This is a genomic window from Bacillus sp. DWP3-1 (assembly GCF_049896565.1).
In the GTDB taxonomy this organism is placed as follows: Bacteria; Bacillota; Bacilli; order Bacillales; family Bacillaceae; genus Bacillus.
Genome location: NZ_JAFCUN010000001.1, coordinates 24,773 through 38,163, shown reverse-complemented (window position 1 = coordinate 38,163; position 13,391 = coordinate 24,773). Strand labels below are relative to the sequence as shown.

The following is a 13,391-nucleotide window of genomic DNA, read 5'->3' as shown; positions in this document are numbered from 1 at the left end:
AACTCATCATCATTATATGCACGCACAACACTCATTTCACATTTGTTGTTATCTTTCCTTCCATGGTTTTTTCGTTTTTTCGTTTTTGTGTTATATTTTCTGACAAATGATAGGTTTTTTTCCTTCTCGTTCTGTATAATATGAAGAAAAGACTTGCAGGGGTGAGTATATGACGCAGGAAGATGTATCTTATAAAGATAAAAAAGTCATTTCAATCGGGATTGTCAGTGAATTAACAGGGCTATCCGTCAGGCAAATCCGATATTATGAGGAACGCAGACTCATCTACCCCCAGCGCTCAACAAGAGGCACGCGTAAATATTCTTTTTCTGATGTAGAACGTTTAATGGACATCGCCAACAAACGAGAAGACGGTGTGCAAACAGCCGAGATTTTGAAAGACATGAAGAAAAAAGAACAGGCATTAAAAAGCGGACAATATAAGAAAAAAATGCTGGAAGGCCAGATTAACGCACACTTCCGGTACAAAAATCGATAAACAAATAAAGATTCGCTTACTCTTTAAAATTAAAGACAAGTGAATGTATGATAACGTAGTAAAAAGAGACAGCGATTGCTGCCTCTTTTTCAACTAAAGCACCTGTTAAGTGCAACGATCTAGTGTTCATCCATTCGTTCAGGAATCGAAACAGTTCGTTCATTGACCACATTCCCCGTGTTTAGCGTCGTTTTGGGCTCAATTAAGAGCAAATGAACTTCTTCTTCAGCAATTGGCTGATGTTCAATTCCTTTAGGAATCACAAGAAACTCCCCTTCATTAAGAGCTATTTCTCTATCCCTAAAACGGATGACTAGATTCCCTTTACATACAAAGAACATTTCATCCTCGTCATCATGGTGATGCCAAATGAATTCACCCTTAATTTTTACCATTTTAATGTATGAGTCGTTCAACTCTCCACTTATTCTAGGATTCCAATAATCATTTATTTGCAAAAATTTCTCTTGGATATTAATCTTTGAAATCAATTAATTCCCTCCTCATTTAATTGGAAACGTCTGTTTTATCTTTTCCTAGTTAAAACTCTCTACCTTTCAATTCTCCTCCTCATGATAAATCTCTTATATCATTAAGTTTACTTATTCTATTGGATCACGTAAAATCAAAAAATAGTGTATAGTTCATCACAATTTGCGATGCAAAAAGGAGCGTTATTTTGGATATTAAATCTTTGGAAATATTTAAAGCAGTAGCTATTGAACAAAGCATTACAAAAGCTGCCGAGAAATTAAATTATGTGCAGTCGAATGTCACTGCACGAATCCAACGTCTTGAACAAGAATTAGGTGTTCCTCTTCTCTATCGATATCACAAGAAGATATCCTTAACGCCTGCAGGACGTGAACTGTTGCCATATGTAAACAAATTACTCTACGATTTTGAAGAAGCAATAGAGGCAGTAAAGCTTTCCTCTACTCCGCGGGGAACTTTACACATTGGATCTATAGAATCAACCGCTTCTACAAGATTGCCAATCATTTTTACAGAATATCATAAGACATTTCCACAAGTAGAATTGAGCATGTATATGGCACCTACTGTAGATCAGGTTAGTGCTATTCTTAACTACAAGGTAGACGGTGCATTGGTTGATGGGCCAATTCTTCATCCGGACATTATTGAGTACCCTGTATTGGAAGAATCACTTGTTCTGATTACAAGCTACTCCCGGGAGGAATTCCAGGTAGAATCAATCTTACATGAACCATTGCTTTCGTCATTTGCGCATTGCATCTATTTGGGGCGTTGGCAGCGATGGTTAGAGAGCAATGGCTACCCTCCTATGAAGGTAATGGAATATGGCACTTTAGAGGGCGTGCTTAAATGCGTTGAAAACGGGCTTGGAGTCACCGTATTACCAAAATCTATGGTTGAATCTCGGATGCAAGGCAGATTTACCTGTCATCCATTACCGGAACCACATAGAATCGTGCCCACTGTGTTTATAAGGCGCCGCGATTCGTACATGACCAGTGCCCTCTCACGATTTATGGAGTTAATGGGCATAACTCATATGTGATCAGGTCATTTGTGGTAAAAAAGAGGATAGATAGAGCGAAGTTCTTTCAGCTCTTCTATCCTTTTAAATAAAATCATTTTAGATTATACCTTGTCTTCTAATAAAATTTTTCATTGAGAGGAAGCGTCAGTTCCTTCAACGACCCCTACAAAGTCAATCCGTACACCGCCTTTTTCAGGATCTTCTATTACCCGCAGGGCAAGTGCCTTTTTCTCCCCTGTTTTTTCATCTTCGTAATTCGCATGAAAGACGTGAATGCTGGCTTCTTCCAATTGAAAATCTTCATAAGAAAGCGTCTCTATGCCCCATTCCTTTTTCAGCTTTAGAATGTCATTTGGGCTTGGGACAGCACCTTCAACATAGATGTTTTCTATTTTTCGTTTATCTCCTTCGGTAATCGCTTCAATCATATGCTCTGCTGCCACAAGTCTTCTGTCTTTCCCCTCGTCTTCCCTTGAACATGCACCTAGCAATACCATGCACATTAAAATGAATAAAAACTTCTTCATTTTTCTCTCCCACCTTCTCCTTAAAATGTAAAGGATGGAAGCGCTATATGCAATCTTTATTCAAAAAAGACTGTAAAACGTAACGTTTTACAGTCTTCTTGCTACATCAGTGTATGAAGGAATGCTGTTGCAATTCCAAAATAGATCAGTAAGGATAGAATATCATTCAATGTTGTGATCAGCGGGCCAGATGCAATGGCTGGGTCCACGTTTAATCTGTGTAAAATAATCGGCACGACCGTACCTGCCATTGTCCCAATAATCAGTGTTGCAAGCAGTGAGGAGCCGACAACAAAACCTAAAATCATATTGCCCTGCCACACCATTGCGACGACTGTAATAATAATGGAACAGACGATCCCAATGTAAATACTTGTTCTCAGCTCTCTAAAAATAAGACGCATAATGGTTTTTTTCGTTAATTCTTCTTTTGAAAGCCCTCTAATCACGACGGCAAGAGACTGTGTCCCTGTATTCCCTGTCATCCCGGCAATCATCGGCATGAAGAACGCTAAAGCAACGACTTGCTGAAGGGTATCTTCAAAATAATTTAAAATACTGCCTGAAATCAGCCCAATGAACAAGAGCAGAATGAGCCATGGAAGACGGCGGTATGCCGCCACAAATGCCGGCGTGTCGAACGTAATATCTTTACCAGAGGCAGCAAACTTCTCATAGTCTTCGCCTGCCTCTTGAATGACAACATCAATGATATCATCGACTGTAACGATTCCGACTAGGACATTGTTCTCTTCCACAACAGGAATGGCAAGAAAATCATACCGTTCAATCAGCTTTGCGATTTCCTCCTGATCTTGAAAGGCTCCAACGGCAATGACTCTTGTAAACATGAGATCCTGCACCTTTTCATCCGGTTCACCTAAAATGAGATCACGGTATGAGAGAACGCCTACAAGCTGTTTTTGATCATTAATCACATATAAATAGTTGATTGATTCCGCAATTTCTGCAAAGCTTTTCAGCTTCACAACGGCATCCTGCACCGTATAATGCTGAGGAATCCAAACGTACCGGTTGGTCATGATCCGTCCCGCTGTCTCAGCAGGGTAATTCATAAGAAGCTGGACGGCCTTTGATTCCTCTGCTTCCATGTTAGATAAAAGCTGATCCTTTAGCTCATCCTCCATCTCATCAAACAAGTTGGCTAGATCATCGTTATCCATTTTGTTTGTGACGAAGGTAGCTTTGTCTTTCCCTACTTTTTCAAGAACGATTTCTTGGTATTCCCGCTCCAGCTCACCCATCATTTCTGTCACGTCATCGACTGGTAAAAAGCTGAGGAAGCGGCCGCGGTGTTTTTCTGGAAGCTCTTTAAATAAGTAGGCCATATCATATGGCTGAAGTTCTTCCATGATGTTTTTAAATTCTTTGCGTTTTCCATCTCTTAGTAAAATAATGATGCGTAAAATGAGTTCATCGTACGTAATATTTTGTATCATCGCTGTTACCTCCCCAAAGTCAGGAGATACCCGAATCCCTTAGAATGTGCGGGGGTCAGGATCTCCTCTATCTGATGTCTCAATCTGATCTTTTGACATATTCTCTATGTGTCTCGAATCGGGATGATCCATCCCCACACCTCCTTTTCCCATAAAAAAGCACCTTCAACCGAATGAAGGCGCTTTGTAAGCATAACAAAATAAACACTTGCTCCTTCAATCGTAGAGCTTTAGCACTGTATGGCATAGGAAAAATCCAGCTGCATTAAAAATCACCTTATGTCGATGATTTCTGTTGACCCATTGGCGTCTTTGGACATTTTTGGGCAGCAGCGTATCTCCATACAGGAGCCTCACCTAACGAAGTCTCATATTGTTGACACACTGAGATTACAGAAAAAGCGCAGTGATGTCAATAAGCAAGATGCCAAGTTTCCTCATGTATTCGCTTACTTTTGAAAAAAAGAGCGATAGACAAAGTTGACCATCGCCCTTTCATGTCTTTTATTCCTCTTCTGGCTGATTCATATCCTCTTGGGAGAGGAGATGAAAGGAATCATGCAAAAACAAAGCATATCCTTCTCCATCAGGATGCGGAACATATTCCGCATGGTCCATTGTCTGCTCTTCTTCTTTTTTCTTCATATTCTCTCGCCTCCTTTCCCGTAGTTTGTCCCAATGAAAAAACCTTACACATGAAAGTGTAAGGTTTGGTGATGGCTTAATCATCCCATTCTTGCTTCAGGATTTTGCCTGTTTTAGCGGAAATCTCAAAATCAACTTCCTCGCCGTTTGGTGTGGTGATTTCGACTTCATACAAGTACACACCATTTTCTTTATCTAAATCAGAATCTGTGACTGTTCCTTTTACTTTTGCAAGGGCAATTTTTTCAGCCTGCTTTTTAGTGATTTTCACATTCTGTTTCTTTTCTTTGACTGGATCGTTCAGCGCTTTTCCTGTTTTCGCATCGACATATACTTTATATTCAAAGCCGCCTTTTTTAATCTCGACCTCATACACCCATTTTCCTTTTTTACGCTCAAGATCCACATCGTCCACATACCCTTTCACCACTTTTAGGGCTGCTTTTTCTGCTTGTTTCTTAGAGACAAACGAAGATTTCTTTTGCACCACTTGTTCCGCGTGTGCTGTTTGATTTGTATTTTGCGCTTGAAGTGTGAAACCACCTGCGACAAGAGTTCCTGTTAATGCTGTAGCTACTAGTACTTTTTTCATCATGTTCATGTCCTCCTCTATTTGATTTCTCCTTTATCTTAAAGAAACAAGATGATAAAGAAAGGAAAGAAACATGAGAAAATCATGAGAAAAGGATTAGTTTTCGTACGTAATACCTTCAATGTCTCCTGTATATGCGTTCACAAGCACCTCTGCCTCTCGCCCGTCAGGCAAATCCAGCTCCACCTCAAAGACGAGCATACCGCTAAATGTTTCAAGATCTGCATCATCCACTGTCCCTCCGACTTCTTTTACCGCAATTCGGATGGCTTCTTCAACCGTGATTTTCGTCAGTTTCTTTTCTTTAGAGGTTGGTTTTTTCTTTTCTGCTTCAAGCACCTTAAACGTTTGCTTGTCGACATCGACTTGATATAAATCTTTTTTTGATTGGATCGTAAAGATAAAACGATCTGACTTTTCTTTCTTTTGGATGACAGTACCGCTTACTTTTTTAACAGCCGCTTCCTCTGCCTGGAGCTCAGCATTTTTTTCATTTGGCTTTTGATAGCTTTTGGTCTGTCTGATTTCTTTCATTTGACCGCTTGCAGAAGATGCAATGATTTGATAGATGCCATTTGCATTTTCCAGCGTCAATGTATAGTCCTGTTTATGATTGATTAAATCAATATTTGTAATGTTTCCATTGTAGTCTTTTGCGATGATTTTTTTGATTTCTGCTTCACTTAATATTTTATGATCAATGGTTTGAATCATGAGCATTGCAAAGGCAGCAAGAACGACGAGACATCCTGCGAGCGCAAGCACCATTTTTGTTTTTCTAGACATGCAGCGCCTCCTTCCTATTTCCTATTTTATAAGGAGGAAATGAGAAATTGATGAGAAAAGACCTATTTTATTTCCGGAAAAGAATGGTCATGGTTGTCCCTTCGCCGATTCGGCTGTCTACCTTCAGCTCAGCTCCATGCTCTTCTGCAATTTGCTTCGCAATTGAAAGACCAAGACCCGTTCCGCCGGTCTCACTGTTTCTTGCTTCATCCACACGGAAAAAGCGGTCAAAGATTTTCGGCAAATCCTCTTCTTTTATGCCAATCCCATGGTCAACGACTGAAATAAACGGCTTCTCTCCCGCCCATCCGCATGTCACATCAACTGGCTCTGTACTATATTTGACCGCATTATCAATCAAGATGGTCAAAAGCTGTTTGATTTTCTCTTCGTCTCCTTCCGCAATAAGCGGCTGATCTGTTTGCACATGAGTTTGAATGGTTCGATTGGTGGCTACTTCAAGTGTATTGCATATCTGCTTGCACAAATGACCAAGATCGACTGGCTTCATATCCACATATAGAGGCTGACCATTTTTCGCCAGTGTCAGCAATTGATCTGTCAGCCTTTTCATTTTTTTCGCTTCATCATGAATCGCTTGGGAGGATTCTTCTATAACTTCTGGACGTGTCTGTCCCCAGCGTTTTAGTAAATTACTGTAGCTCATAATGACGGTAATCGGTGTCTTCAATTCATGAGAGGCATCATGCAAGAATTGCTGCTCTTTCTCATAATGCTTCTCGAGGATTTCTGACATTTCATTAAAGGTTTGTCCCATTTGATACAATTCATCCTTTGAATCGCCTGCTAGTTTGATTCGTTTAAACGCCTTCTCCTTCATACTTGCCTTCATGGTGCTCGTCAATCGACTAATCGGCCGGACGATTTGTTTTGTTAAAATGTGGCCTGCAAAATAAGAAAGCACTATAATTAAAACGCCAGCAGCGATTAAAATCATTCTTAATAACGCCAAATTCTCTTCCGTATTTTCGATTTCTTCATATACTTGAAGCGACACAATCTCTCCATTTGTCCAAATGACCGGAATCGCAGCGAACGCAGTCATATGCTTGTTGTATTCTTTGATTTCTGCTGTCTGCCCAGATTCATATGTGAAAGGCAGTGAACTAAACGTTGACTCCTTTGTGACAGTCAGCTTTGATTCACCCGTTTCTGTCACGACACGGATCATGCCATTTTGGGGCAAGTACGCTTTCAGAAGCTCCGAAGATGGAAGACCTTCTTCTTCTGATTTTTTTAAAGCAATGGCGATATTTTCAGCCACCTCAGACAGCCGGGACATATCTTTTTGCGTCAAGGTTATCGAAAAAATAAAATAAATGGCTGTATGAAATAAGAGCACCATTAAAAACAAAGACAACGACGTATAAAGCTGGATCTTATTTTTTAATCTCATTCTTTATCCTTTCATCACATAACCCACACCTCTCACTGTGTGAATCAGCTGTTTTTCGAATGGGTAATCGACTTTTTTTCTTAAATAACGGATATAGACATCCACCACGTTCGTATCACCAAAATAATCAAAACCCCAAACGGCTGTTAAAAGTTGATCTCTTGTGAGCACTTGCTGCTGATGCTTCAGCAAGTGGACAAGCAGATCATATTCTCTCGGTGTCAGTTCAAGCATTTGGCCTGCCCTTTGTATGTCTCTTGTTTTCTCGTTGACAGTCAAATCTGCTATGCTCAGCTCTGTCTCCATCTCTTCTTGCGCATGAATATTCAACCTTAGCTGCGCGCGAATTCGCGCTAATAATTCTTCTATGTCAAAGGGCTTTGTAATATAATCATTCGCCCCAAGATCGAGCCCGCTTACCTTATCAGGAACACTTCCTCTTGCTGTAATCAACATAATAGGTGTCGCTGTATTTGTCTTTCGAACCCTTCTCAGCACTTCAAGACCGCTTAATTCTGGAAGCATGACGTCAAGCAGCACCAAATCGAAGCTTTCTTCTTCAAGAGCCTGAAGTCCATCCATTCCAGTCTCTTTGACTGTCACCTCATATCCTTCATATTCAAGCTCTAGTGACAGCACTCTTGCAATTTTCTTTTCATCTTCGACTACGAGTATCTTCCCTTTATTCATCTCTATCTCTCCTATCTGAAAGGCAAGCTTGTCTTTTCATTATTATATGTTGCCTTTCGCATTTGGAACAGTCACAATCTTCATGTCTATTTTTTATGAAAGAAACATTTATTTTTGAACAAAAACATTATACATACTTTTTATATCGCATTTATTGCATGATTTCCTTGTTTTTTAGTCTGCCTCTTTTAGTCCTTTTCACCCATTTTCATCTGGACAGGTGCAAGCTCACTATGCAGCATATCCTCCTTTTTCATATGATATCAAGAGTTTTCCTCAAAAGCTGAGTTCTTTCGTCAAGAAGTGAGGAGAACTGCACTTTTGATAATAGATTGATTATTTGAAAAATTATTACAATTGACCCTTTCCGATCAAAAGTTTCTTTTATACAATAACATTACGCAGCCTGAATCTACTTTGAAAACAAAATAAGGAGGGCTTTCTTATGAAAGGTGAAATTCGCTTAATTCCGTATGAAGTAAAAGCCAATGTGATGGAAGCGAAAGAGACGCCGGAAAGTATTCAGGAGATTAAAGCACCCGAACTTTGGTCAAGTGGCTTCAAAGGAAAAGGCATAACCATTGCTGTCCTTGATACAGGTTGCGACACGGAGCATCCCGACTTAAAAGATCAGATTATCGGAGGCAAGAACTTTACCGATGATGACAACGGAGATGCTGAAAATGTGAAAGACTACAACGGACATGGCACCCATGTAGCAGGGACGATTGCAGCAACAGATCAAAATGGCGGAATTCTAGGGGTTGCCCCTGAAGCCAAGCTGCTGATCGTGAAAGTTCTTGGCGGTGAAAATGGCAGCGGGAAATACGAATGGATCATTAATGGCATCAACTATGCCGCTGAGCAGAAGGTGGATATTATCTCCATGTCTCTCGGTGGTCCAAGCAATGAGCCCGCCTTGCAGGAAGCCATTCAAAACGCGGTGAAAAGCGGTGTACTTGTTGTGTGCGCAGCAGGAAATGAAGGGGATGGTGACGAGCGTACAGAAGAGTTCTCCTACCCAGCAGCATACAATGAAGTCATTGCCGTCGGCTCTGTCTCCCTTGCAAGAGAATCCTCTGAATTCTCCAATGCCAATAAAGAAATCGACCTCGTCGCTCCAGGAGAAGACATTTTATCCACTCTCCCTAACCATAAATATGGCAGACTCACAGGCACCTCAATGGCCGCCCCTCACGTAAGCGGTGCACTAGCCATTATTAAAAATGCCGAGGAAGAAGCGTTCCAGCGCAAGCTGACAGAGCCTGAGGTCTATGCTCAGCTTGTCAGAAGAACCCTTCCACTGAAGCAGTCGAAAGCCCTCGTCGGAAATGGATTTTTATATTTAACTGCGCCTGATGTCCTTTTAGAAAAAACATTGGAAGCAGATCTTTTATCTCTATAGCTTGAATAAAGGTCCTGAGAATAGATTGAATTTTCTCAGGATTTTTTTAATTAAAATTATTCAAAATTTACTTTGACGAAATGAAGTGGACGTTATATAATCGAACACAATAAATTCATAGTTTGAGAGTCGGTAATTCGATCACACGTCGAATTTTAATTGGGAAGACCGGTGAAAATCCGGCGCGGTCCCGCCACTGTGAGTGAGGAGAGCTTTTCTCATGAATCCACTGTCATAAGGATGAGAAGGATGAAAAGCTTGCAGATTCACCAGCCAGGATACCAGCCGCTCTATCACATCAAACCCCCTACGGTTGATAGGAGATGTCGGAAAAAGCGTCAGTTATGCTCACGCCTTATTTCGCACACACATTTTGTCTTTTTAAACCAGACATTTGCCCTCATCAATCTTCGCCATGAGTGTAAATGTCTTTTTATATTTAGAGGAGGAATTGGAATTGACAATTGTTAAAACAAGTAATCTAGGTTTTCCGCGAATTGGTTTAAGCAGAGAATGGAAAAAAGCACTTGAGTCTTATTGGAAAGGTCAAACAGACCGCGAAACCCTCTTAAGCACACTGGATGAACAATTTTTAACGGCCATTAAAACGCAAATTGATCAACAAATTGATGTTGTTCCTTCTGGAGATTTTACCTTCTACGATCACGTGCTCGATACTGCTGTCATGTTCAATTGGATTCCAGAGCGCTTCCGCAGCTTAAAAGACCCGCTAGATACATACTTTGCGATGGCAAGAGGAACAAAAGATGCTGTCTCAAGTGAAATGACAAAATGGTTTAATACAAACTATCACTACATCGTTCCAGAATACGAAAAAAGCACCGAATTCAAACTCACACATAACAAACCGCTTGAAGCTTACGAAAAGGTGAAAACGGCGTTTGGTGTTGAAACAAAACCTGTTGTACTTGGTCTTTATACATTTGTCTCACTTTCTAAAGGCTATGAACCAAATGAAGTAAAAGAGATTCAGCAGCGTCTCGTGCCGCTTTATACTCAGGTTTTAAAAGAACTTGAAGAAGCTGGCGTCAAATGGGTTCAAATTGATGAGCCAGCACTTGTCACTGCTTCATATGAAGACGTGAAAGCCGTAAAAGAAATCTATCAAACGATTAAAGAAGCCGTACCTGCCTTAAACATTCTTCTTCAAACATACTTTGATTCAGTAGATGCCTATGAAGAGCTTGTCACATATCCTGTTGAAGCCATTGGTCTTGATTTTGTCCATGATCAAGGGCGCAATCTTGATCAAGTGAAAAAGCATGGCTTCCCGAAAGATAAAATTTTAGCAGCAGGCGTCATTGATGGAAGAAATATTTGGAGATCAGATCTTGGAGAAAGATTGTCATTCATTTCTGAGGTCATTGCTGACGCTCAGCCGAAGGAAGTATGGCTGCAGCCATCAAGCAGTTTGCTGCATGTACCAGTTGCAAAACACCCAAGCGAACAGCTTGAAGAGAAACTATTAAACGGACTGTCTTATGCCACTGAAAAGCTGGATGAATTAACAACATTAAAAGAAGGCTTAACAAAAGGAGCCGCAGCGATTAAAGCCGCCATCAATGAAGCCACGCAAGCACTTCTTACTTTAAAAGAATTTGCAAAAGGAACCAATGCGGATTTCACAGCAGAACGCAACAATCTTTCATCGAAAGACTTTAAACGTCCAGCTGCCTTTGAAGAGCGCCTTCGTATCCAAAACGAATCTCTTGAACTGCCGCTTTTGCCAACAACAACCATTGGCAGCTTCCCGCAGTCTGCTGAAGTGCGCAGTGCTCGTCAAAAATGGCGTAAAAATGAGTGGACAGATGCAGAATATGATGAATTTATTAAGAAAGAAACAAAAAGATGGATTGATATTCAGGAGGAAATCGGTCTGGACGTTCTCGTACATGGAGAATTCGAACGGACAGATATGGTTGAATACTTCGGTGAGAAGCTAGCCGGATTTGCCTTTACGAAATTTGCTTGGGTACAATCCTACGGATCACGCTGCGTGAAGCCGCCAATCATTTATGGAGATGTCGAGTTTACAGCGCCAATGACCGTGAAAGAGACGGTTTACGCACAAAGCTTAACGGAGAAAAAGGTCAAAGGAATGCTGACAGGACCTGTCACCATTTTAAACTGGTCTTTCCCAAGAACAGATATTTCCCGGAAAGACATTGCCTTCCAAATCGCTTTCGCATTACGTAAAGAGGTAGAAGCGTTAGAAGAAGCAGGGATTCAAGTTATTCAAGTGGATGAACCTGCGCTAAGAGAAGGTCTTCCACTCAAAGAAAGTGATTGGGCAGAATATTTAAACTGGGCAGCAGAGTCGTTCCGACTATCAACATCATCTGTTCAAAATGAAACGCAAATTCATACACATATGTGCTACAGTAACTTCGAGGATATTGTCGATACGATCGAAGACCTTGATGCCGACGTAATTACGATTGAACATTCACGCAGTCATGGCGGATTCCTCGATTACTTAGAAAAGCATCCGTATTTGAAAGGACTTGGACTTGGTGTATATGACATTCATAGCCCGCGCGTTCCATCTGTCGAAGAAATGAGTCAAATCATTGATGATGCGCTGAACGTATGTCCGACAGATCGCTTCTGGGTGAATCCTGACTGTGGTCTAAAAACGAGACAAGAGCCTGAAACCATTGATGCTTTGAAAAACATGGTGACGGCTGCTGAAGTCGCTCGTAAAAAGCTGGCGCAGCATGCATAATTGATTCCCTCTCCCCTGCCGAACATGGCGGGGGTTTTTATGCGCAGATTGTCCTGTTTGACCATCTACTAGGATGTTTCCTTTTCTAGCATGATTCGTTTATACTAGAGAAGTCAGTCGAACAAAGGGAGGAAGACAATGAATCACGAAGATTTTTTACAACGCGCAATTGATCTTGCAGTAGAAGGAGTCAATAGTGGTACTGGCGGCCCTTTTGGAGCAGTCATTGTCAAGGATGGACAGATTATTGCAGAAGGAAGCAACAATGTGACAACAACGAATGATCCAACTGCACATGCAGAAGTCACAGCTATTCGAAAGGCGTGCCAGACGCTACATACATACCAATTAGAAGATTGTATTTTATATACAAGCTGTGAGCCTTGCCCGATGTGCCTTGGCGCTATTTACTGGGCTAGACCAAAAGCCGTGTATTTTGCTGCTGGACATCAGGATGCAGCGACTTCTGGTTTTGATGACTCGTTTATTTATGAAGAAATCAACAAGGATTACGAATCAAGAAATATTCCATTTTACCAGCTGACACTTCAAAAAACCCTTGCACCGTTTGAAGCTTGGGAAACATACGAACAAAAGAAAGAATATTAAAAAAAGACACCTGCTTACCAGCAGGTGTTTCTTTTTTTCAGCGTGATAGAAAACCTTTTTTATTCAGCCACTTCAAGCTCTACTTCGATGTTCCCTCTTGTTGCTTTTGAATATGGACAGAATTCATGCGCAGCCTCGACAAGCTCTCTCGCTTTGTCATGGTCAAGGCCTTTTGCAGACACAATCAGCTTGACACCAAGCTTAAAGCCGCCATCACTTTCATCTTTTAAAAGACTGACATGTCCTTCTACTTCCGATTCAATGTCTATCCCTTGCTTCTTCGCTACTTGTTCAAGCGCCCCTCCGAAACAAGCTGCATAGCCGGCTGCAAATAATTGCTCTGGATTCGTACCAGTTTCTCCGTCTTTCTTTGCATTAGGCATGACAATGTTATGATCGAGTACACCATCTTCTGAACGAACATGTCCAGCTCTTCCATGCTGCGCCTTTACTTTTGCTGTGAATAATGGTTTCATCTTCATCTCCTCCT

Annotated in this window: 14 protein-coding genes and 2 riboswitches; of the genes, 5 read left to right on the top strand and 9 right to left on the bottom strand. The window is 41.1% G+C overall.

What is annotated here, in order from left to right; translation table 11 throughout:
* The first annotated feature begins 169 nt into the window (after positions 1-169).
* Positions 170-499, top strand: a complete 330-nt coding sequence (locus tag ACP7A0_RS00210; RefSeq protein ID WP_012009715.1) for a MerR family transcriptional regulator — start codon at positions 170-172, stop codon at positions 497-499.
* A gap of 119 nt (positions 500-618) precedes the next feature.
* Here the strand turns inward: ACP7A0_RS00210 and ACP7A0_RS00205 are convergent, their stop codons facing one another.
* On the bottom strand, positions 619-990 hold the full coding sequence (locus ACP7A0_RS00205) for a cupin domain-containing protein (RefSeq protein ID WP_080869519.1): 372 nt from the start codon (positions 988-990) through the stop codon (positions 619-621).
* Between the two features lie 188 nt (positions 991-1,178).
* Between ACP7A0_RS00205 and ACP7A0_RS00200 the strand changes: the two genes are divergently transcribed.
* On the top strand, positions 1,179-2,042 hold the full coding sequence (locus ACP7A0_RS00200; RefSeq protein ID WP_066030989.1) for a LysR family transcriptional regulator: 864 nt from the start codon (positions 1,179-1,181) through the stop codon (positions 2,040-2,042).
* 110 nt (positions 2,043-2,152) lie between these two features.
* Here the strand turns inward: ACP7A0_RS00200 and ACP7A0_RS00195 are convergent, their stop codons facing one another.
* The 7 genes from ACP7A0_RS00195 to ACP7A0_RS00165 form a co-directional block, all read right to left on the bottom strand.
* Positions 2,153-2,551: a hypothetical protein gene (locus ACP7A0_RS00195; protein WP_106030752.1), complete on the bottom strand. Its 399-nt coding sequence runs from the start codon at positions 2,549-2,551 to the stop codon at positions 2,153-2,155.
* A gap of 101 nt (positions 2,552-2,652) precedes the next feature.
* Positions 2,653-4,011 carry a magnesium transporter gene (mgtE, locus tag ACP7A0_RS00190; protein WP_034662959.1) on the bottom strand — a complete coding sequence of 453 codons (1,359 nt, stop codon included), beginning with the start codon at positions 4,009-4,011 and terminating at the stop codon, positions 2,653-2,655.
* 208 nt (positions 4,012-4,219) lie between these two features.
* Positions 4,220-4,383, bottom strand: a riboswitch (M-box (ykoK) riboswitch).
* Between the two features lie 132 nt (positions 4,384-4,515).
* Positions 4,516-4,656 (bottom strand): hypothetical protein, encoded by a 141-nt coding sequence (locus ACP7A0_RS00185; RefSeq protein ID WP_003212346.1) that lies wholly within the window; start codon positions 4,654-4,656, stop codon positions 4,516-4,518.
* Positions 4,657-4,732: 76 nt separating this feature from the next.
* Complete coding sequence (locus ACP7A0_RS00180) at positions 4,733-5,251, bottom strand: PepSY domain-containing protein (RefSeq protein WP_034662966.1); 519 nt, start codon at positions 5,249-5,251, stop codon at positions 4,733-4,735.
* A gap of 93 nt (positions 5,252-5,344) precedes the next feature.
* On the bottom strand, positions 5,345-6,034 hold the full coding sequence (locus ACP7A0_RS00175; RefSeq protein WP_426003900.1) for a PepSY domain-containing protein: 690 nt from the start codon (positions 6,032-6,034) through the stop codon (positions 5,345-5,347).
* A gap of 67 nt (positions 6,035-6,101) precedes the next feature.
* Complete coding sequence (locus ACP7A0_RS00170; RefSeq protein ID WP_426003898.1) at positions 6,102-7,451, bottom strand: HAMP domain-containing sensor histidine kinase; 1,350 nt, start codon at positions 7,449-7,451, stop codon at positions 6,102-6,104.
* Between the two features lie 3 nt (positions 7,452-7,454).
* Positions 7,455-8,141 carry a response regulator transcription factor gene (locus tag ACP7A0_RS00165; RefSeq protein ID WP_060596098.1) on the bottom strand — a complete coding sequence of 229 codons (687 nt, stop codon included), beginning with the start codon at positions 8,139-8,141 and terminating at the stop codon, positions 7,455-7,457.
* 445 nt (positions 8,142-8,586) lie between these two features.
* Between ACP7A0_RS00165 and ACP7A0_RS00160 the strand changes: the two genes are divergently transcribed.
* The 3 genes from ACP7A0_RS00160 (at position 8,587) to ACP7A0_RS00150 (ending at position 12,901) form a co-directional block, all read left to right on the top strand.
* Positions 8,587-9,546, top strand: coding sequence for a S8 family peptidase (locus tag ACP7A0_RS00160; RefSeq protein ID WP_003210884.1), 960 nt, complete (start codon positions 8,587-8,589; stop codon positions 9,544-9,546).
* Positions 9,547-9,658: 112 nt separating this feature from the next.
* A riboswitch (cobalamin riboswitch) is annotated at positions 9,659-9,850 on the top strand.
* A 153-nt stretch (positions 9,851-10,003) separates the two neighbouring features.
* Positions 10,004-12,292: a 5-methyltetrahydropteroyltriglutamate--homocysteine S-methyltransferase gene (metE, locus tag ACP7A0_RS00155; protein ID WP_426003895.1), complete on the top strand. Its 2,289-nt coding sequence runs from the start codon at positions 10,004-10,006 to the stop codon at positions 12,290-12,292.
* A 138-nt stretch (positions 12,293-12,430) separates the two neighbouring features.
* Positions 12,431-12,901 carry a nucleoside deaminase gene (locus ACP7A0_RS00150; protein ID WP_034662982.1) on the top strand — a complete coding sequence of 157 codons (471 nt, stop codon included), beginning with the start codon at positions 12,431-12,433 and terminating at the stop codon, positions 12,899-12,901.
* Positions 12,902-12,960: 59 nt separating this feature from the next.
* On the opposite strand, the gene ACP7A0_RS00145 is transcribed toward ACP7A0_RS00150, so the two are convergent.
* Complete coding sequence (locus ACP7A0_RS00145; RefSeq protein WP_034662985.1) at positions 12,961-13,377, bottom strand: organic hydroperoxide resistance protein; 417 nt, start codon at positions 13,375-13,377, stop codon at positions 12,961-12,963.
* Positions 13,378-13,391 lie beyond the last annotated feature (14 nt).

Bases quoted from the DNA above. Each gene is read 5' to 3' on its own strand.
- ACP7A0_RS00165 (WP_060596098.1), bottom strand. From the start codon at position 8,141: ATGAATAAAGGGAAGATACTCGTAGTCGAAGATGAAAAGAAAATTGCA.
- ACP7A0_RS00210 (WP_012009715.1), top strand. From the start codon at position 170: ATGACGCAGGAAGATGTATCTTATAAAGATAAAAAAGTCATTTCAATC.
- ACP7A0_RS00195 (WP_106030752.1), bottom strand. From the start codon at position 2,551: ATGAAGAAGTTTTTATTCATTTTAATGTGCATGGTATTGCTAGGTGCA.
- mgtE (WP_034662959.1), bottom strand. From the start codon at position 4,011: ATGATACAAAATATTACGTACGATGAACTCATTTTACGCATCATTATT.
- ACP7A0_RS00145 (WP_034662985.1), bottom strand. From the start codon at position 13,377: ATGAAACCATTATTCACAGCAAAAGTAAAGGCGCAGCATGGAAGAGCT.
- ACP7A0_RS00180 (WP_034662966.1), bottom strand. From the start codon at position 5,251: ATGATGAAAAAAGTACTAGTAGCTACAGCATTAACAGGAACTCTTGTC.
- ACP7A0_RS00175 (WP_426003900.1), bottom strand. From the start codon at position 6,034: ATGTCTAGAAAAACAAAAATGGTGCTTGCGCTCGCAGGATGTCTCGTC.
- ACP7A0_RS00160 (WP_003210884.1), top strand. From the start codon at position 8,587: ATGAAAGGTGAAATTCGCTTAATTCCGTATGAAGTAAAAGCCAATGTG.
- ACP7A0_RS00170 (WP_426003898.1), bottom strand. From the start codon at position 7,451: ATGAGATTAAAAAATAAGATCCAGCTTTATACGTCGTTGTCTTTGTTT.
- ACP7A0_RS00150 (WP_034662982.1), top strand. From the start codon at position 12,431: ATGAATCACGAAGATTTTTTACAACGCGCAATTGATCTTGCAGTAGAA.
- ACP7A0_RS00185 (WP_003212346.1), bottom strand. From the start codon at position 4,656: ATGAAGAAAAAAGAAGAAGAGCAGACAATGGACCATGCGGAATATGTT.